Raw genomic sequence first — 19,415 nt, forward strand, 5'->3', positions numbered from 1 at the left:
ATTCTTGTTCTTATGAAAGAAGTAAAAAATCCGCAATCCCTTATAACGCTTGCAATTGGAATTGCAATTTGGTTTATTCCTGCTCCCAATGGTGTAGTAATTGAAGCGTGGCATTTATTCGCCATTTTTGTAGCTACTATTTTAGGAATTATTCTAAAGGCAGCGCCAATGGGTACGATGTGTATGATTGCCATTGCCTTAACTGCGTTCTTTCAGGTTTTAGCTCCTGGTGATGCGGGTAAGTCAATTACACTGGCATTGAGAGGTTTTGGTGATAAGGTAATCTGGCTTATTGGGATTTCGTTTTTTATTGCCAGAGGTTTTATTAAAACTGGTTTAGGAAACAGAATAGCTTTTTTGTTTATTAGGATATTCGGTAAAAGTTCGCTTGGTCTGGCTTATGGTTTAGGTCTTGCAGATTTGGTTTTGGCTCCGGCAGTGCCAAGTAATACGGCAAGAGGAGGAGGGATTATTTATCCTATCATGAAATCGATGTCAATGAGTTTTGGCTCAATGCCGGATCAGCCGGAAACCCATAGAAAATTAGGAGCGTATCTTACGCTGAGCAGTTATAATGCAAACCTGATTGCTTCGTCAATGTTTTTGACCGGAACGGCAAGTAATCCAATGTGCCAAAAATTTGCCCTTAATTTAGGAATTAAGATCAGCTGGATTTCGTGGGCAACGGCGGCAATAGTTCCGGGTTTGGTGGCATTTTTTGTGATTCCGTTTGTGTTGTACAAAATTTATCCCCCGGAACTAAAAAAAACCGGAGATGCTCCGCAGATTGCTGCTCAAAAACTAAAAGAAATGGGAGCAATAACCCGTAATGAATGGATGATGCTTTTTACTTTCTTTATCTTATTGTTTTTGTGGATGACAGGAGATTTATTTTCTATTGATGCCACAACAACAGCATTTATAGGTTTGGTTGTTTTATTGCTTACGTCAGTTTTAACGTGGGAAGATGTAAAGGCCGAAAAAGGGGCTTGGGATACAATCGTTTGGTTTGCTGTTTTGGTAATGATGGCGAGTTCGCTTAACGAATTAGGATTTATAGGCTGGTTTAGTAATTTGGTAAAAGCCGAAATTGGAGGTTTAAGCTGGCAAATGGCTTTTCCTATTATTATATTGGTGTACTTTTTTAGTCATTATCTTTTTGCAAGTGCTACCGCACACGTTGCTGCAATGTATGCGGCTTTACTTGGTGTAGGTGTTTCGCTTGGAATTCCGGGTTTGCTACTCGCCTTTATGCTTGGTTTTGTAGGATCAATTTACGGAACTTTAACGCATTATGGTCACGGGCCGGCACCTGTTTTTTTTGGGAGCGGCTACGTAGATTTAAAAAGCTGGTGGGTCAAAGGGTTAGTCACCGGATTAACAATGTTGTTTATTTACATGGTTATCGGTGGACTATGGCTAAGACTTATTGGGTATTTTTAAATTCGGATTCCTGGAGGAAGTAACTCTTTATACTCAGGATTCTTTTTAATGAATAATACAATTCTGGGATGAATGGGCATTAATCTAAATTTCTTTTCAATGATAATTTCCATGATGTTCTTAAGTACTACATCGATTAAAGCTTGATTTTCAAAACCTTCAGGTGTGTTGATTTTAGTTAGGAAAATTTTCTTTTCCTGAAACGAATATTCAACAGTTAGTAATCCTTCAGGGACTATGGTTTCAAATTGTCTTGCAAAAGTGTTGTCTTTGATTTCCATAGTTTCAATAGGTTCCATATAAGTCATGTTTTGGGGATTGAATTAAAAAATAATAGAAAAAGAACGTTAAAACATTATCTAAAACGATCGTGGATAGATCTATTAAATAATGGTAATAATAACTACAAAGGTAATCAATTGATTTTCAATATAAAATTATTTTTTGAACCGCTGGTTTTCTCTTACTATTATAGGTGTTTTGTGATTTATTTTGCTTTAAAAATAATTATGGTGTAAGATTTGCTGGGCATATTGCTAAAAAAGGTATTTTTAGCTTAAAATTAAGCGCTGTAACTATAATCACTTTTCTAACAAATGAGTAAAATTCCTGTATATTTTATGCCTGGTCTGGCAGCTAGTCCGGCTATTTTTGAAAGAATCAAATTAGATGAATCTGTTTTTGAGGTATGTTTATTAGAATGGGAGATACCAAAGCCTAAAGAATCTTTGTCTGATTATGCGTTTAGAATTTCGGAAAATATTAAACACGAGAATCCGGTTTTAATAGGGGTTTCTTTTGGAGGAATCCTGGTTCAGGAAATTTCTAAACATATCAAAGTCCGAAAAGTAATTATTATTTCGAGTGTGAGAAGTAATGCAGAATTCCCAAGAAGAATGAAAATTGGGAAAACGACAAAAGCCTACAAACTGATTCCGATGAAGTTGATTTTGAATATCGAAAATCTTGCGAAATATTCTTTTGGCGAAAAAATCAACAAGCGAATTAAGTTATATGAGAAGTTTTTAGCAGTTCGTGACCTTAAATATTTGCAATGGGCTGTTGAATCTGTTATTTTATGGAATAGAAATGAAATCGACGCTAAGGTCGTTCATATTCACGGAGATCAGGATGATGTTTTTCCTATTAAGTACATAAATAGCTGTATTGTAGTAAAAGGAGGAACTCATATTATGATCCTGAATAAATATAAATGGCTAAATGAGAATTTGCCTTCTATTATATTGGAAGAATAGTTTTTGATTTATTTTAGGTTTAAAGTTTCAGGTTTCAGGTTTTGATCTCAATAACTTTTGTCAAAGTATAGTAAACCCGACAGGTTTTAAAACCTGTCGGGTTTCGTTTGTGTAATCTTTGCCTGTTAACTAGAGTGATTTGCTTCGTCTGTTCGCTATCGCTTGGGTCTCATTCTTTGAAATGACAAAATTTGGACGAGGCTTCGACTCCACTCAGGATGACAATAAAAAAATCCCAAACTCTTTTTAGAATTTGGGATTTCGAATATGTAATTTAAAGAAATCGTTAGATTTTCTTCATTTGGTCTTTCATCATTGTGATTTGCTCTTTCAGCATTCCTTGTTTGTCTAATTTCTTAGCTTCATTCAATAAATTGGTTGCTTCAAGTTTTCTTCGGCGTGACATAGCAACTCCGGCAAGGTTTAATTTTGCTACGGCTAAATCCATATCCATTGATAGTCCAAGTTCGATAGCTTTCTTAAAATGTTTCTCTGCCTGATTGATATTAGTTTGAGATAACATGATTCCGTGAAGGTAATTAAAGTATCCTTGTTGTTTTCTAACTAAGGCTGCTTCGGGGTTTTTGATGTATGCCAGCCATTTTTTAGCCCCTTCAAAGTCTTGTTTTCTTAATTTAAGGAAGGCTAAAAGGATAAATTCATTTTTAAAGTAAAGAAAAATTGGAATTGCAGTTAGTAAAATAAGGAAAATTCCATTCCCGATATTACTTTCTGTAAATTGGTAAATGCCTGCTACTACAAGAAGTCCGGCCAAAATAAGTTTAATATTTTTGTGAAACATAATAGATGTATATTTGTGATTGCAAAGATAGTAAAATGAATTAAAAATATTTTTATAAAACTACTTGCGAGAAAAAAAAGTCTTTGTATATTTGCACTCGGTTTTGGAACAACGATATTCAAAACAGAAAAAACAGAAAATAGACACCATTTTAAAGATACAAAGCAATGAGCAAAAGAACATTTCAACCATCGAAAAGAAAAAGAAGAAATAAGCACGGATTTATGGACAGAATGGCTTCTGCGAATGGAAGAAAAGTTCTGGCGCGTAGAAGAGCAAAAGGAAGACATAAATTAACTGTTTCTAGCGAGCCTAGACACAAAAAATAATGTTTGTATAAACATACATAAGGCGATTACTTTTTTAGTATCGCCTTTTTTTATACCTTGTCGGTAAAAAATTTGTAACATTCTAGTTTCTAAAGCACTGTGAATGTTTTTTGAATGCATATAATAACTACACAATACATACAAAATGCCTAAAGACACATCAATAAAATCAGTTTTAATAATAGGGTCAGGTCCTATTGTTATTGGTCAAGCTTGCGAATTTGATTATGCAGGTTCTCAATCTGCACGTTCTATTCGTGAAGAAGGAATTGAAGTTATCTTGATAAACTCGAATCCAGCGACTATTATGACCGACCCAACAATGGCCGATCATGTATATTTGAAACCACTAACTACAAAATCGATTATTGAAATTCTGAAAGAACATCCACAAATTGATGCTGTTTTGCCTACAATGGGTGGACAAACAGCTTTGAATTTATGTTTGGAAGCTGAAGAAAAAGGAATCTGGCAGGATTTTGGAGTAAAATTAATTGGAGTTGATGTAAACGCAATTAATATTACAGAAGACAGAGAGCAATTTAAACAGCTTTTAGAAAGAATTAATGTACCAACTGCACCTGCAAAAACTGCTACTTCGTACTTAGAAGGAAAAGAAATCGCTCAGGAATTTGGATTTCCGTTAGTAATTCGTCCTTCATTTACACTTGGAGGAACTGGAGCTGCAATTGTTTACAAAAAAGAAGATTTTGATGAGCTTTTAACTCGCGGACTTGAAGCGTCTCCAATTCACGAAGTTTTAATTGATAAAGCTTTAATGGGATGGAAAGAATATGAGTTAGAACTTTTAAGAGATAAAAATGATAATGTGGTAATCATTTGTTCGATCGAAAATATGGATCCAATGGGAATTCATACAGGAGATTCGATTACGGTTGCACCAGCAATGACATTATCTGATACAACATTCCAAAAATTACGTGATTATGCAATCTTAATGATGCGTAGTATTGGTAATTTTGCCGGAGGTTGTAACGTGCAATTTGCAGTTTCACCAGACGAAAAAGAAGATATCGTAGCGATCGAGATTAATCCTCGTGTGTCTCGTTCATCAGCTTTGGCATCAAAAGCAACGGGTTACCCAATTGCTAAAATTGCTTCTAAACTGGCTTTAGGATACAATCTTGATGAATTGCAAAACCAAATTACAAAATCAACTTCGGCTCTTTTTGAACCAACTTTAGATTATGTAATCGTAAAAATACCACGTTGGAACTTTGATAAATTCGAAGGTGCTGACAGAACTTTAGGTCTTCAGATGAAATCTGTTGGTGAAGTAATGGGAATTGGACGTTCGTTCCAGGAAGCATTACACAAAGCAACTCAATCTCTTGAGATTAAGAGAAATGGTTTAGGTGCTGACGGAAAAGGATATAAAAACTACGAAGAGATTATCGAGAAACTAACTTTTGCAAGTTGGGATCGTGTTTTTGTAATTTATGATGCAATCGCAATGGGAATTCCGTTGAGCCGTATTCATGAAATTACAAAAATCGATATGTGGTTCTTAAAACAATACGAAGAACTTTATACTTTAGAGAAAGAAATTTCGAACTATAAAATTTCTACTCTTCCAAAAGAACTTTTGCTTGAGGCGAAACAAAAAGGTTTTGCTGACAGACAAATTGCTCACATGTTAAATTGTCTTGAAAGCGAAGTACATACTTTGCGTATGGACAAAAATATTAACCGTGTGTTTAAACTGGTTGATACTTGTGCGGCTGAGTTTAAGGCAAAAACGCCTTATTATTACTCCACTTTTGAGGCTGAAATCGAAAAAGCAAATGGCGAGCGTTATGTAGATAACGAGAGTATTGTAACTGAGAAAAAGAAAATTATAGTTCTGGGTTCTGGACCAAACAGAATTGGACAAGGAATTGAGTTTGATTATTCTTGTGTACACGGAGTTTTGGCTGCTAAAGAATGTGGTTACGAAACGATCATGATCAACTGTAATCCTGAAACGGTTTCGACTGATTTTGATACAGCGGATAAATTATACTTCGAGCCAGTTTTCTGGGAACATATATATGACATCATTCAACATGAAAAACCAGAAGGTGTTATTGTACAGTTAGGTGGACAAACGGCTTTGAAACTGGCTGAGAAATTATCTAAATACGGAGTGAAAATCATCGGAACTAGTTTTGATGCACTTGACTTAGCGGAAGACAGGGGACGTTTTTCAGATTTATTAAGAGAATTACATATTCCTTTCCCACAATTCGGAATAGCTGAAACTGCTGACGAAGCTTCTGCTCTTGCAGATACTTTAGATTTCCCATTATTGATTCGTCCTTCTTATGTATTAGGAGGTCAGGGAATGAAAATTGTAATCAACAAAAAAGAATTAGAAGAGCACGTTATCAATTTATTGAAAACGATTCCAGGAAATAAATTACTTCTTGATCACTATTTAGCCGGAGCAATCGAGGCTGAAGCGGATGCAATTTGTGATGCTGACGGAAATGTGTATATCATAGGAATTATGGAGCATATCGAACCTTGCGGAGTTCACTCTGGAGATAGTAATGCTACTTTGCCTCCTTTTAACTTAGGAGAATTCGTAATGCAACAAATAAAAGATCATACAGTAAAAATTGCGAGAGCTTTAAAAACTGTTGGATTAATCAACATTCAGTTTGCGATAAAAGATGATACAGTTTATATTATCGAAGCAAATCCTAGAGCTTCAAGAACGGTACCTTTTATTGCAAAAGCTTATGGAGAACCGTATGTGAACTACGCTACGAAAGTAATGTTAGGTCATAATAAAGTAACTGACTTTGATTTTAATCCGCAATTAAAAGGATACGCAATCAAACAACCGGTTTTCTCTTTCAGTAAGTTCCATAATGTAAACAAAGCATTAGGACCAGAAATGAAATCAACAGGAGAAAGTATCTTGTTTATTGATGACTTAAAAGACGATCAATTTTACGAATTGTATTCTAGAAGAAAAATGTATTTGAGTAAATAATCTCAAATCCTGATATTAAAAAGCTCCATGAAAATGGAGCTTTTTTGTTTTTAACCTGGAAGTTGGTTTATTTAATATTTAAAAAAAAATATTACTCATTAGAGATTGACATATTATCTCTTGTATTTTTTTGTACTGAAATAGCACCAAACAAAGCCAATAAAAAAGCAAATGCATAAAATCCTTTTTCGCTTGGTAAAATTGTAGCATTCCAAAGACCAACTACTAATAATACGATTGATAAAAGCGTTCCAAACCAGCATATTCCGTAGTATATATCAGTTACAGGAAGTTTTTCAAGTCTGTCTCTAACGCTCTTTTGTAATGAAACAACGGCAAATAGACCAAACATTAAAACGGTGAAATAATATCCTTTTTCGTTTAGCAGCATTTCGGCTCTTGCAAGTCCAACAATAAATCCAACTGTTCCAGCTCCAAGAGCTACCCAAGATGCCGCAATAAAGGCATTCGATGTTTTTTGTACCATATTAATTTATTTTTCATGTTTTGGTTAATGACAAATATAGATAAATTAGGTTCATATCAAAACAAATGAAATGAAGTATTATTCAGTATAATCTTCTAAAAATGTTATATAAAAAAAGCTCCATAATTATGGAGCTTTTAGTTTGAAAAATAAAGTAAGATAGATGTTGTTATTTGATCAATTGCTGCAAAGGCTTTAATTGTTCCATATCAATTTTTGATTCTTTTAAAACGGACATTAATGTCATAATATTGTTCGGGTTCATGTTTTTTCCTAATACACGAACAACTGCAAAGCCGTTTTCTTTTCGGTTGGCAAAAACTACAAACTCCTCAATGTTATCATCAGTTCCTACATAACTTATTGATGCGCCATCTTTACCAGAGCCAAAACTCATTAATTGCTGGTATTTTGGATCTTTAAGAATCGCTTTGACTTTAGCTCTCTCGGATTCAAATTGAACCTGATTTGCTGTATTTGCTTTAAAGGCTAAAATATTCATTTTGTCAAATGATTTTAAAGCTTCGTTTTGTTCTGCAGATAATTTTGTTTTCTCAACGTTCAAAATACTGGGTGAAACATCAAGTGCAATAAAATCTTTGTTATCTGTATTCTCTACAAAATACTTTTGCAATGAAGGATCAGAATTACAACTTACTAAAGTCATTATTAGTAAAAGTGCCGAGGTAAAAAAGCTAATTTTCATCTTATTTTTTGCCTTTAGAGGCTTTTTTTAAATCAGAACCACCAGGAAGTTGCATCTTGTCTGTAAGTACTGAAATTTCGTTAATGTCAAAATTACCAGTTAATGATAATAAAACAGTTTCATCGTTTTTTGCTCCGTCAACATACATTAATAATTCTCTTACCTGAGAATCTGTTGCTCCGGATTTTACAGATATTCTAACGTTTCTGCCGCCTTCGTTAATTCGCATTAATTCTTCTAAACCGGCAGTTTTTACATATTTGTCAGCAGAAGCTTTCATATCTGCTTCAATTTTCGGGTTTTTAGTAGTAAACACTTTTAGATAATCTAATTTTTTAATCAGGTTAATGTATTGTTGCGTTTCTTTGTCAGAAGCATCAACTTTTACTTTACTCATTAAATCGAACATCTTTTTGTTTACGATTACTGAGGTCACATCGTCCTGACCATCAAATTTGTCAAATGCTCCCTGTGCATAAAAAGCGTGGCTAACGAATGCGAAAACTAGTGTTATGATGAAATTTTTCATTTTTGATTGATTTTAATTACTGTTTAAAAATTTTGTTTTTTGATTGCTCGTATTCTTTAATGTATTGTACACTTTCGATACCTACATTAACATTGTTTGATAATAAGGCTAAAGCTTTTTGCGTTGCTGCAAGTGCTTCTTCCGGATCATCATAGGTTCCTAATTCTGATTGCGCTACAACCGGAGCTGCATTTTTTTCGCTCACGTAAAAATAGGTTCCAACTCCTAGTAAAACAACAACAGAAGCTGCAATAGATAACCACGCCACATTTCGTTTTTTAGTTTTTAGTGGTATTGCTTCGTCTGTTCGGGCAAGATTTTTGAATTCCTGCGTCGATTTTTGTTCTTTTACCTGAGAGAAATAACCAAACATAGGTTTGTATTGTTCTAAATGCTGCGCAACATTTGGTGAAGAAAAATAGTCTTTTAATTCTTTTTCTTCTGCAATACTGGTTTCTCCCTCAAAGTATTTTTCTAATATATCTTCTATTTTATTGAATTCCATAACGGTGTGTATTAAGCATTGATTCTCTTATTTTTTTTCTCGCTCTCGAAAGTGCTACCCGGATAGCCGTTTCATTCATGTTGACAATTTTCGCAATTTCATCAAATTCATATTGTTCAACATCGCGTAACTGAATTAGTATTTGTAATTGTTCCGGCAACTGGCTTATAATTTTTTCTACCCATTCTAAACTATTCGAATCCTCTAATTTTTTATCCAGTTGAGGTTCCCTGTCTGTATAATTATTATGAACAAGTTGAAGATTTCCGGCTCTTTTAGATTTTAACTGATCGAGACAATAATTTTTTGTCATTGTCATTGCCAGAGCTTCAACGCTACTGTACGAGTCTAAATTCTCTTTTTTGTTCCATAATTTAACCATTACTTCCTGAGTTGCATCTTCTGCCTCTTCGGTACTGGTTAACAATCTTTTTGCCAGACGAAAAACTTTGTCTTTAAAAGGATTTATTAATTCTATAAACACAATTTGGTTCATCTGTGGTTATTTTTTGGTTTTTGGTTAGAAATGATAATCCTTAGTTTTAAATCTTTTTTCAGATAAAATTCAGGGCTGTTTTCATTTCATAAACAAACCATTATTAGTTCGTTTATATAGTCAAGACGAGACACGATTATTTTTGTTACAAGGCAGATGTAAATTTTAATAAAAAAAACTCTTTAAAATAATTAGAGTTAAAACTAAAGATACTATTTTTACGTTAATACTACATAGATACCACTATATGAAAACAATATTAAAGAGTGTACTGTTATTATTTTTGCTTGCATTTTCTTTGCAATCATGTGAAGATCAGGATGATGTTGAGTCTCCTGCAGCTTTACAGGTAAATAACTTTATCTGGGAAGGATTAAATGATTATTACCTGTGGCAAGCTGATGTACCTAATTTAGCTGATGATCGTGCAGAAGGAATCAATTCTTTTTTAAGCGGTTATTCGAAACCGGAAGATTTATTTCAGGATTTATTGAATAAACCAATAAGCAAATTTCCTAAAGGTCAGGCAATCGATCGTTTTAGCTGGATTGTTGATGATTATACTGTTCTGGAACAAGAACTTCAGGGAACCTCGAAAAATGATGGAGTAGATTTTAGATTAAGTTATAAGCCAGGAAGTTCTACAGACCTTGTTGGTTATGTACGTTATATTATTCCTAACTCTGATGCTTCGAAAAAAGAGATTAAACGTGGTGATCTTTTTACAGCAGTAAACGGAACCCAACTTACAGTTTCTAATTATCAATCACTTTTAGCAGCTGATAGCTATACACTGAACATGGTTTCTTATAACGGAACTACTTTTGAATCTAACGGAAAAACAGTTTCATTAGTAAAAACAACTTTAGATGAAAATCCTGTGTTTATCAATAAAGTGATCACTTCAGGAAGTCATAAAATTGGTTATTTAATGTATAACGGATTTTATGCTTTTTATGATACGCAGCTTAATGCAGCTTTCGCCGAATTGAAAGCACAGGGAATTACAGATTTTGTTTTAGATTTAAGGTATAACGGAGGAGGTTCTATACAAACAGCAACCCGTTTGGCTAGTATGATTACGGGGCAGTTTACAGATAAGATTTTTGCTAAACAAAAATGGAATGCGAAAATTAATGCATATTACGAAGGTAAAGATGCTGAATCGCTTAACAATAGATTTGTAGATAAAATAGATGGGACACCAATTAATAGTCTTAATTTGAGTAAAATTCACATCCTAACTACTACTGGAACAGCTTCTGCAAGCGAATTAGTAATAAATGGTTTAGCGCCTTATATTTCAGTAATTCAGATAGGAGAAACTACTGTTGGTAAAAACGTAGGTTCAGTTACTTTATATGATTCTCCAACTTTAGGAAAAGCAAATGTAAATCCAAATCATAAGTATGCAATGCAGCCATTAGTGCTAAAAATTGTAAACGCAGCAGATTTTGGCGAATATACAGATGGTTTGAAACCTGCTATTGAGCAATCAGAGCGCATTAGTAATCTTGGGGTTTTAGGAGAGACATCAGAGCCATTGCTAAACGTTGCTATTTCGCAAATAACCGGAGGTGGCGCTAGAAAATCACAAAATGATAAAGGGATAGCGTTAAAGACCTTTACAGATGTTAAGGCTATAAACGGTATAAGAAACGAAATGTTTCTGGAAAAAGCACCGGAAGACCTCTTAAGAGCATTAAAATAAGAATATTAAAAAAGGCTTTCATTTCTGAAAGCCTTTTTTAAATTAGAATATTCCAAAAACTAATTCTAAAAAAATTAATGATTATTTAGTCATTAAAATAAAACCCATTGGTACCTACACCCGTAGTTAGTTCTTTTTGTAATACCCCGGTTAAGTTGTAAATGTAAGCTTTACCGTCTGTCGTGAAGCTTCCTTGTGAAACATAAATACGATCATTTTTTACAGCAAATCCGTATAAATAAGTTGCAGGAGACGTTAAAATTGGTGTTGCTGATGCAACAGTAGCATTTGTATTTATCGTATAAACAGAACTTCCTACTGTGTAATAAATTTTACTGTTTTCAAGATCCATAAATCCTGCACCACTTAAGCTTTCCGGAAAAGTAATTTTAGTAGTTGTTTTGTCTGCTATTTTTACCTTTACAAGTTCACTTTCGTTTCCAAAACCTCCTTTTAAAATATATAAAATTCCATTTTCTTCTTCGATACAATCTGCATTAAAACCAATTTGCACAGGAGCATCGAGTTTTTTTGTAGCGATATCTACAACCAATAATTTATCATTATAAGAATCAGTGATGTAAAGTTTTCCATCTTTTAATACCACTCTGTTTGCAGTAGCATTTAAGTCGATTTTTGATTCAATAGTATTAGTTGCCAGATTAATTACAGCAACATAATCATCTGTATCTCCTGTTGCTGCATTTTCGTATGAATATGTATTTGCGTTCGTAACATACGCTTTACCATCTTTTACAACTCCATATCTTGGATTTAATAAACCGGTTTCGATTTTCGTAATTAATTTAAAAGTGTATCTGTTAACTACTGTAATATTGTTAGCTCCGCCAGAAATAATATAAGCATTGTCTCCGCTAAAAAATATGTTTTGTGCATATTTTCCAAGTATATCATTGCCATTTACAGTTGAGTAAACATCTTTAGTAAAAGAAGTTAAGTCATTACTTGAAAATGAAACGGTACCTTGTGAAGTTCCTTCGTTCAAAATGAAAAAACCATTGTCATACACCCCTTTTGGAGCATCTTCATCGTCATTTGAACACGAAACGAATAACGAAACGGTAAGTGCTATTAAAAATAATTTGCTAAACTTCATTATATTAAAATTTTAAGGTTAAATACATATTAAAATTGCGACCGGGCATAGGTCGATATTCCAGACTTTCGTACTCCTTGTTAAGAAGATTCAGTACCTGAAAACCAAGTTTGAAAGTTTCGAGAAATTTAAAATCATAATCAATTCCTATGTTAGAAACGTTATAATCATTAATAATTTCTGTTGGATCATTATCTGCTCTGGTATAAACAAAACCGTTAAATAAAAACTGATAATAAGCAGAAATCCTGTTTCTGGAATAAGAAACAGATCCTGTTACTTTATTTAAAGGAACATAAAAAAGCTGCTTTTTAGTATCTTCATTTTTTGAAGCCGTGTAAGCATAAGTTGCATTTGCTGCAAAGTGATTTTTGCCATACTGTTTTTTCCAGCTTAACAGTGTTTCAGTGCCATAGCTGTTTACCTTGTCTGTATTTTGTGGAGACCAAATACCGTTGCTTCCCGGGATCCATTGCAATAAATCTTTTATTTTCATGTAATAAAAGGTTTGTGTCAATGAGATATTTTTGAATGTGAAAACATTTCCAATTTCCGCCTGATAAGAACTTTCAGGTTTTAAATCCGGATTTCCTCCTGTTTCCCAATACAAATCATTAAAAGTTGGTATTCTGAAATTTCGGGATAAATTCAATTTCAAATTATACAATTGGCTAAATTGATACGAAGATCCCAAAGAAAATAAAACAGGTGATTCGTAATTGTCTGTAAATTCTTTTCGGATACCAAATTCATTTTTCCAGTCTGCAGAAAGTTCTTGTTTTGCCAATAATGCAGCAGAACTAATTTCTCTGACATGATTACCAAATCCGCTTCCGTATCCTTTAGTTCTGTTATAATCTAAAATAGCATTTACTTGTGTTGTTTTAGAAATCTGATAACCCAAATCTGCTTTTGTGATCAGGCTTTCTGTTTTTCCATAGGTAAAATTATTTGTCGAAATATTACCATAATATTGGTAATTTTCGAATATATATGCGCCTTTTATATTGGTAGTAAATTTCCCGAAATCACCATCATATTCTAATAAGTTTCGGTTAAAACCATTTACATATCTGGTTTTAGTTTCAGATTCTGATATTAGGGAAGTATTTCGATCTGTGTTCGAAGTCTGACTGTATAATTTCAGGCTGTTTTTGGCATCAAACTTATAACCAACATTGGCATTGATGGTAATAATATCATACTGACCATTTTGATTCCAGCGTTGTTCGCCTTTCCAGTTGCGTTTATGAATGTATTTATAATCGTTTGTAGAACTGTTTTTAGAAAAGCCAATTTGAGCACTCCATTTATCGTTCGAAATGTTAGTTTTATAATTGATTCCAATCGTATTAAAACTTCCGTAATCTAGTTTTAAATTGTTTTCAAATCTTTTGTAAAAGCCTAAATCATTGTTTAAGTGAACAGTTCCTCCAACGGCACCACTGCCATAAATAACACTTCCTCCTCCGGCTTTTACACTTACAGAATTATAATCAGAACCTGAAATAGTATTAAAATCAGTACTTCCGTTCATTTGCGAATTGATATTTATTCCGTTCCAGATTACTGCCGTTTGTGATGCCGTAGTTCCTCTAAAAGCAACTGTAGAAAGCATTCCGCGTCCGTATTCTTTAAAATAAATAGTCGAATTAAAATTTAATAAATCCGTAAGTAAGGCTTCGTTTTTGCCAATAACAGAATCATTGAGTTTTAGGACAGATTGTGAATTGGAGTATTTTTTAAGATTAGCATCAGAAACGATAACTTCTTTCAAACTGGTAATAGAATCTTTCTGCGCCGATATAATCTGGCACAACAGCAATAAACAAAAAACAGAAAGTCGTTTTAAAGTCATAATTTCTACACTCTTTTTCCCGAGAGCTCGATATTTGTTATAAAGGCAGGTCTCCTGGCTTGCGTTTTGTTGTTTACCTTCCCATTCGCGGGGGCGAGCAGTGGTTTGTAGTTAACAACAAACATTCCTTCTTTCAGAACTTAGCATACAGTTGCGGGTACAGCTCAAGATTTTTATAATAATTACTTGATTCCCTTTTAATGTGTTTGAAATAAACACAACCTTAATTTTGTGCAAAGATAAAGTTAAAATTATCGATTTTTCAAATTTGTTTACCTTTTAAAGCAAAATTCTAACCAAAATGGCATTTAAAGTACTATTTTTATTACCTGACCAAAATCTACTTTATTGTTAAAAGCATCTTTTAATGGTAATAATGTATGATGACATAAGATGCTTCTGACAACTCCGGCATGTGCAACGATAATTATTGGTGTGGTTGTTTTTTTTGAAAATTGAGAGAAAAAATCACCAACTCTTTGATGTAATTCGATAAAGGATTCACCATTTGAAGCATTAATATTTACAAAATCTTCCATCCAGGGATTTAGTTTCTCAGGGTTAATATCATTCCAGTTTTTCATTTCCCAATCTCCAAAATCCATTTCCATCAATCGCGCGTCTTTTTGTAATGAAATTGCGTTTGTATTTTTCTCAATATATTGGGCTAAAATAACACAACGCTTCAACGGGCTCGAATATACAATTGCATCATGTGGTAATTGCAAAACGATATTTTCAAAAACAGTTTCAAAAGGTTCAGCCAAACCTACATCAGATTGTCCGTAGCAAATTCCTTTTTCACAAATTGTTTCGGTATGCCGAACTAGATAAATTTCCATATAAAAAGAATGCTTAAATAATAAACCACTTCACAAACTTGTTGTGTCGCACCTAGACAATCTCCGGTATAGCCGTCGATCCATTTTTGAAAATAACGAGCCAGAAAATAACGCATTATAAAAACCGGAATTAATGCCAAAAGAAATTTATATTGAAAATAACAGAAAACAAGCAACGGAAGTAATCCGAAGAAAAAGGAACCAAAAATTTCTTTCCAGGTATGGTTTTTAGCAATTGGTTTACTTTTGCTCGAAGCATCATCTCTTGAATATTCATGTGTAAAAATAATCGAGATTGCAGCCAAACGGCTTAAAGCATGAGCCGAAACGAACAAAAGAAAAACGGAAAAAATTGCAATAGAATTATCTCCTTTGAAAAGTGAAACAGATTCTGAAAGTAATTTGAATTTTAATAAAAAAAGTAAAACCAGACCAATTGCTCCATAAGCGCCAATAGCGCTATCTTTCATAATGATCAGGATTTTTTCTTTAGTCCAGCCTCCGCCAAAACCATCACAAACATCAGCAAAACCATCTTCGTGAAATGCTCCGGTTGTTAATACAGAAACAATTAGCGCAAAAATTACAGCTGTTTCTGTTGATAGAAAAAGGGAGCAAACGTAAAATGCCAAGAAAGAAATACTACCAACAATCCATCCAATCAAAGGAAAATATCGAGTTGCTTTGTTTAAATAGTCAGGATTGTGATCAATGTTTTTTGGACAAGGAATTCTGGTGTAAAACATTAAAGAGGTAAAGAAAATATGTAGTTCTTTTTTCATTCTGAGGATGTAGAGTTATTTGGCTAAAGCCAAGTAATGTTTATTTATTACCTCCAGATAAATCTGGAGGCAATTCAAAGTTATAGATTGTGTATAAATTTTATTTTTGAATTAAATGTTTTAAATTTAATTGGTTCCTGAAATATAATGTTGGCTTTTCAATTTTAGATTGTCCATGATTTTTTTTTTTGAATAGCCCCCAGATTTATCTGGGGTTTAAAAATTTATAATAAGAAAAGGCTTTAGCCAAATTTTATTTATTGTTTTTGAAAACCAAATTTGCTAATAATTTCATCGTATTCTTCTTGAAACGTTTTTTTCTTATGGTGATTTTCTTGATTTTTAATATAATCTCTAACTTTATCTATTAAAGATTCTGAAACTGAAACTGCAAAATATTCATCTTGCCATTCAAATTTTTCTTTTGTCAATTTATTTTTATTAATCCAATATGAAGATTCGCCTTTAATTAACTGGATGATTTTTCCAACATTTTGATCTACTCCAAGAGAGATAACACAATGACAATGATCTGAATATCCATTGATGAAATCAATGTAAATCCCTTTCTCTTTTGCGTTTTCTTTTATGTGATTCCAAACTTTTTTTCGTAATTCAATTGAGTCTAAAAATGGGATTCTTTTTTTTGTACTCCATACAAAATGGATGTATATTTTTAGGAACGGCATATAAATAGTGTTTTTCTTACTTAACGAAGAATAATCACTTTAATTACTTCCTGCTAATCCCGGCACTTTCAAAACTAGCCATTTCATTCAAAAAAGTTTCAGCAGATTTTAAAACAGGAAAAGCAATCGCACAGCCCGTTCCTTCTCCCAAACGTAAATCCAGATTTAAAATAGGTTTTGCGCCTAAATATTCCAGTAATTTTTGATGTGCTTTTTCTGCAGAGCAATGACAGAAAACGGCATTGTTCTTAATATCAGGATTAATTTTTGAAGCGATTAAAAAGGCAACACTGCAAATAAAGCCATCGACTAAAATCAGCATTTTATTATCAAAAGCCGTTAGCATTCCGCTGGCGATTTGTATGATTTCAAAACCACCAAAATAGGCGAGTTGCTGCTTTAATTCGGCTTGACCGGAATAATTTTCAAGAGCATTTTTCAGGATGTTTTGCTTTTGTAAGAGTTTTTTATTTTCGACTCCGGTACCTTTTCCAACACATCCTTCGATAGGTAAATTTGTTAAAAGACTCATTAAAACCGAAGCTGTAGAAGTATTTCCAATTCCCATTTCGCCAAAACCTATGCAGTTTGAGCCTGATTTTGCAATGTCTTCGACAACCAATTTTCCTTTTTCGAAACACAATTGCAATTCCGTATCGCTCATGGCAGGAATATGCAGGAAAGACTGCGTTCCTTTGGCAATTTTAGCATTTATTAAATTGGCATTTGTGGGAAAGTCATAATTCACTCCGGCATCGACAATAGATAATTTGATATCATTTTGTTTGCAGAAAACATTTATTGCTGCTCCGCCTTCGAGAAAATTACCAACCATTTGCCTGGTAACATCTTGTGGATAAGCACTCACGCCATGATTAGCGATTCCGTGATCTGCTGCAAAAACAACAATATTAGGTTTTGCTATTTTTGGATTTAAAGTTTCAAAAACCGTTGCCATCTTAAAAGCCAGTGTTTCTAAAGTTCCCAAAGCGCCGATAGGTTTTGTTTTAGAATCTATTTTTTCCTGTAAAAGTCTGCTAAATTCATTTTCCGTTTTAACTTCAGATTGAGGTTTTGTATTAAAATCTAAAACAGGATTTTCAACAATGCTTTTAATCTCTTTACAATCCGGAGCTTCAGATTTTTGTTTCCAATGCAATTGTTGCAACATGGGTTGATTGTCGTAATTAGTGGCAGGTTTTCCTATACAGAAATATCCAAGAGGTTCAATATTTTCCGGTAAATCAAGAATTTTTTTAAACTGATAATAGTTCAAAATCGAAACCCATCCCATTCCATAACCTTGTTCCGTAAGGGAAAGCCAAATATTTTGAGCAGCACAAACCGAACTGAATTTTACAGCTTCGTTACTGCCAACAGTTCCAATCGTAAACTGATTTAAAACAGATCGATCGTAGGCAATTATAAGACCGATTGGCGCTTCTTCAATCGCTTCTAACTTCAGGGATTTATAATGTTCTTTTTGTTCCGGATTATCAGTAAGTTCTTCTGCTTTTTTATTATAATCGAGAAACAGATTTTTTACAGCAGTTTTTACTTCTGTAGATTTTATGATAAAATATCTGGTAGCATCAGTTAATCCCACAGATGGCGCCCAATGTCCGGCTTGTAGCGCTTTTTCGATCACTTCATCAGGAACTTCATCTGTTGTAAAATGGCGAGTGTCCCGGCGTGATTTTAAAATATCGTCTAAGTGACTCATTTTAATATAGCTTTAGAATTTGGAATTTTTTATTGATGATTGTTGCATTATTAGCCTTTTATCTTAACCGGAATACCTGAAACCATCAAAACCACTTCATCAGCATTTGAAGCCAGAAACTGATTCATCCAACCTTGTAATTCGGTAAATTTTCTGCCAATATGAGTTTCAGCATGAACCCCCATTCCAATTTCGTTTGTGACAATAATCAACGTCGCATTTTCCTGATTGGCAATCGCAAGGAATTCTTTCTTAGCTTCTTCCAGACTTAAAGTTACATCATATTTATGGTCTGTAAAAAAGTTTGTTAACCACAGCGTTACACAATCAATTAGTGCAACTTTTTGAGTAAAATCAATTTTGCTTAAGTATTTTTCTTCTTCGATATTGTTCCATCGTTCGTCACGTTCCTTCTGATGGCGATCGATTCTGTTCTCGAAATCAGCATCCCACTTTCTCGCGGTCGCTACATATATAGGTGAACCGGAAAGCTGCAAGGCTAAGTTTTGGGCATAACTGCTTTTTCCTGATCGTTCGCCGCCGGTAATTAAATAAATCATTTATTGATTGTTAATTGTTAGTTGTAAAATATAAATTGTTAGGGCGTTCCCTCCGGTCGGGCTATCCGCTTTATTCCCAATTTAAAAAACTACGGCTAAAAAGCCTTGTTTTTTTAAATTGGGAGATATCGCTCCTATCCCTAACGTAAATGACCAATCATATAAAAAATAGATATAAACTTATAACTAATAATTTATAATTAACAATTCAATAAGGACAATGTCGGCAATCATTTCCGCAACAATTTCCTCTTTTTAGGTGAAACCAGGCTTTGAAAACATACTTGTTGTTTTCGAGATAATAGTCAATTCCTTCAATTAGTTTTTCTTGTTTTGGTAAAAATATAGCTTTATTAACTAAAGCTTTTTGAGGTGTAATTGTTTCTACATAAGCGTCTATTTTGTCTTCGCAGGCTTCTTTAAAGCAAACCGGACAAAGACAATCACCTCCTTCAGAAAGATTAAAAATAGGAGGAAAATCATTGCACCAACATTTGTTTTCGATTGAAATATCCCCACAATTAAAAGAAGATTCACAACCAGAACAAACTTTTGTTTTTATGGTATTCATAAGATAAA

General features: G+C 33.5%; 20 protein-coding genes and 1 riboswitch. Of the genes, 5 read left to right on the forward strand and 15 right to left on the reverse strand.

Going from position 1 to position 19,415, the window contains the following annotated elements:
* Positions 1-12 precede the first annotated feature (12 nt).
* Positions 13-1,443 carry an anion permease gene (locus ASF10_RS05680; RefSeq protein ID WP_056246549.1) on the forward strand — a complete coding sequence of 477 codons (1,431 nt, stop codon included), beginning with the start codon at positions 13-15 and terminating at the stop codon, positions 1,441-1,443.
* Here the strand turns inward: ASF10_RS05680 and ASF10_RS05685 are convergent.
* A complete protein-coding gene (locus tag ASF10_RS05685; protein WP_241774912.1) occupies positions 1,440-1,751 on the reverse strand; it encodes a GNAT family N-acetyltransferase in 312 nt (103 codons plus the stop codon). The two genes, ASF10_RS05680 and ASF10_RS05685, sit on opposite strands and share 4 nt — an antisense overlap.
* Before the next feature lie 288 nt (positions 1,752-2,039).
* On the opposite strand from ASF10_RS05685, the gene ASF10_RS05690 reads away from it, so the two are divergent.
* Complete coding sequence (locus ASF10_RS05690) at positions 2,040-2,699, forward strand: alpha/beta hydrolase (protein WP_056246552.1); 660 nt, start codon at positions 2,040-2,042, stop codon at positions 2,697-2,699.
* Positions 2,700-2,985: 286 nt separating this feature from the next.
* Here the strand turns inward: ASF10_RS05690 and ASF10_RS05695 are convergent, their stop codons facing one another.
* Positions 2,986-3,501 carry a hypothetical protein gene (locus tag ASF10_RS05695; RefSeq protein WP_056246554.1) on the reverse strand — a complete coding sequence of 172 codons (516 nt, stop codon included), beginning with the start codon at positions 3,499-3,501 and terminating at the stop codon, positions 2,986-2,988.
* A 167-nt stretch (positions 3,502-3,668) separates the two neighbouring features.
* Here ASF10_RS05695 and rpmH point away from each other — a divergent pair, with 167 nt between their 5' ends.
* Entirely contained in the window at positions 3,669-3,830 is a 162-nt protein-coding gene (gene rpmH, locus ASF10_RS05700; RefSeq protein ID WP_008464848.1) for a 50S ribosomal protein L34, read from the forward strand.
* Positions 3,831-3,975: 145 nt separating this feature from the next.
* A complete protein-coding gene (carB, locus tag ASF10_RS05705) occupies positions 3,976-6,831 on the forward strand; it encodes a carbamoyl-phosphate synthase large subunit (RefSeq protein ID WP_056246557.1) in 2,856 nt (951 codons plus the stop codon).
* Positions 6,832-6,922: 91 nt separating this feature from the next.
* On the opposite strand, the gene yiaA is transcribed toward carB, so the two are convergent.
* The 5 genes from yiaA to ASF10_RS05730 all read right to left on the reverse strand — a co-directional run bounded on the left by yiaA (position 6,923) and on the right by ASF10_RS05730 (position 9,554).
* A complete protein-coding gene (gene yiaA / locus ASF10_RS05710) occupies positions 6,923-7,318 on the reverse strand; it encodes an inner membrane protein YiaA (protein WP_055091841.1) in 396 nt (131 codons plus the stop codon).
* 169 nt (positions 7,319-7,487) lie between these two features.
* Positions 7,488-8,024: a DUF4252 domain-containing protein gene (locus ASF10_RS05715; protein WP_056246559.1), complete on the reverse strand. Its 537-nt coding sequence runs from the start codon at positions 8,022-8,024 to the stop codon at positions 7,488-7,490.
* Position 8,025: 1 nt separating this feature from the next.
* Positions 8,026-8,553 (reverse strand): DUF4252 domain-containing protein, encoded by a 528-nt coding sequence (locus tag ASF10_RS05720; protein ID WP_056246562.1) that lies wholly within the window; start codon positions 8,551-8,553, stop codon positions 8,026-8,028.
* A 16-nt stretch (positions 8,554-8,569) separates the two neighbouring features.
* Positions 8,570-9,058: a hypothetical protein gene (locus ASF10_RS05725; RefSeq protein WP_056246565.1), complete on the reverse strand. Its 489-nt coding sequence runs from the start codon at positions 9,056-9,058 to the stop codon at positions 8,570-8,572.
* Entirely contained in the window at positions 9,045-9,554 is a 510-nt protein-coding gene (locus tag ASF10_RS05730) for an RNA polymerase sigma factor (RefSeq protein WP_056246568.1), read from the reverse strand. The genes ASF10_RS05725 and ASF10_RS05730 overlap by 14 nt, the downstream gene beginning before the upstream one ends.
* Before the next feature lie 247 nt (positions 9,555-9,801).
* Between ASF10_RS05730 and ASF10_RS05735 the strand changes: the two genes are divergently transcribed.
* A complete protein-coding gene (locus ASF10_RS05735) occupies positions 9,802-11,265 on the forward strand; it encodes a S41 family peptidase (protein WP_056246571.1) in 1,464 nt (487 codons plus the stop codon).
* Positions 11,266-11,350: 85 nt separating this feature from the next.
* On the opposite strand, the gene ASF10_RS05740 is transcribed toward ASF10_RS05735, so the two are convergent.
* The 8 genes from ASF10_RS05740 to ASF10_RS05775 form a co-directional block, all read right to left on the reverse strand.
* A complete protein-coding gene (locus ASF10_RS05740; protein ID WP_056246574.1) occupies positions 11,351-12,382 on the reverse strand; it encodes a YncE family protein in 1,032 nt (343 codons plus the stop codon).
* Positions 12,383-12,386: 4 nt separating this feature from the next.
* The gene (locus tag ASF10_RS05745; protein ID WP_056246577.1) at positions 12,387-14,240 is read right to left on the reverse strand and encodes a TonB-dependent receptor plug domain-containing protein; all 1,854 of its coding nucleotides are present in this window, start codon (positions 14,238-14,240) and stop codon (positions 12,387-12,389) included.
* Positions 14,241-14,266: 26 nt separating this feature from the next.
* Positions 14,267-14,481, reverse strand: a riboswitch (cobalamin riboswitch).
* A gap of 67 nt (positions 14,482-14,548) precedes the next feature.
* Positions 14,549-15,082 carry an alpha-ribazole phosphatase gene (gene cobC, locus ASF10_RS05750; RefSeq protein WP_056246578.1) on the reverse strand — a complete coding sequence of 178 codons (534 nt, stop codon included), beginning with the start codon at positions 15,080-15,082 and terminating at the stop codon, positions 14,549-14,551.
* Entirely contained in the window at positions 15,067-15,864 is a 798-nt protein-coding gene (locus ASF10_RS05755; RefSeq protein ID WP_056246581.1) for an adenosylcobinamide-GDP ribazoletransferase, read from the reverse strand. The genes cobC and ASF10_RS05755 overlap by 16 nt, the downstream gene beginning before the upstream one ends.
* A 257-nt stretch (positions 15,865-16,121) precedes the next feature.
* Positions 16,122-16,553, reverse strand: coding sequence for an IS200/IS605 family transposase (gene tnpA / locus ASF10_RS05760; protein WP_056246584.1), 432 nt, complete (start codon positions 16,551-16,553; stop codon positions 16,122-16,124).
* A 43-nt stretch (positions 16,554-16,596) separates the two neighbouring features.
* A complete protein-coding gene (gene cobT, locus ASF10_RS23885; protein WP_082472387.1) occupies positions 16,597-18,276 on the reverse strand; it encodes a nicotinate-nucleotide--dimethylbenzimidazole phosphoribosyltransferase in 1,680 nt (559 codons plus the stop codon).
* A gap of 50 nt (positions 18,277-18,326) precedes the next feature.
* Positions 18,327-18,836 carry a bifunctional adenosylcobinamide kinase/adenosylcobinamide-phosphate guanylyltransferase gene (gene cobU / locus ASF10_RS05770; RefSeq protein ID WP_056246587.1) on the reverse strand — a complete coding sequence of 170 codons (510 nt, stop codon included), beginning with the start codon at positions 18,834-18,836 and terminating at the stop codon, positions 18,327-18,329.
* Positions 18,837-19,044: 208 nt separating this feature from the next.
* Complete coding sequence (locus ASF10_RS05775; protein WP_056246590.1) at positions 19,045-19,407, reverse strand: DUF5522 domain-containing protein; 363 nt, start codon at positions 19,405-19,407, stop codon at positions 19,045-19,047.
* Between the last annotated feature and the right edge of the window lie 8 nt (positions 19,408-19,415).

It is taken from the genome of Flavobacterium sp. Leaf82 (assembly GCF_001422725.1).
GTDB lineage: Bacteria > Bacteroidota > Bacteroidia > Flavobacteriales > Flavobacteriaceae > Flavobacterium.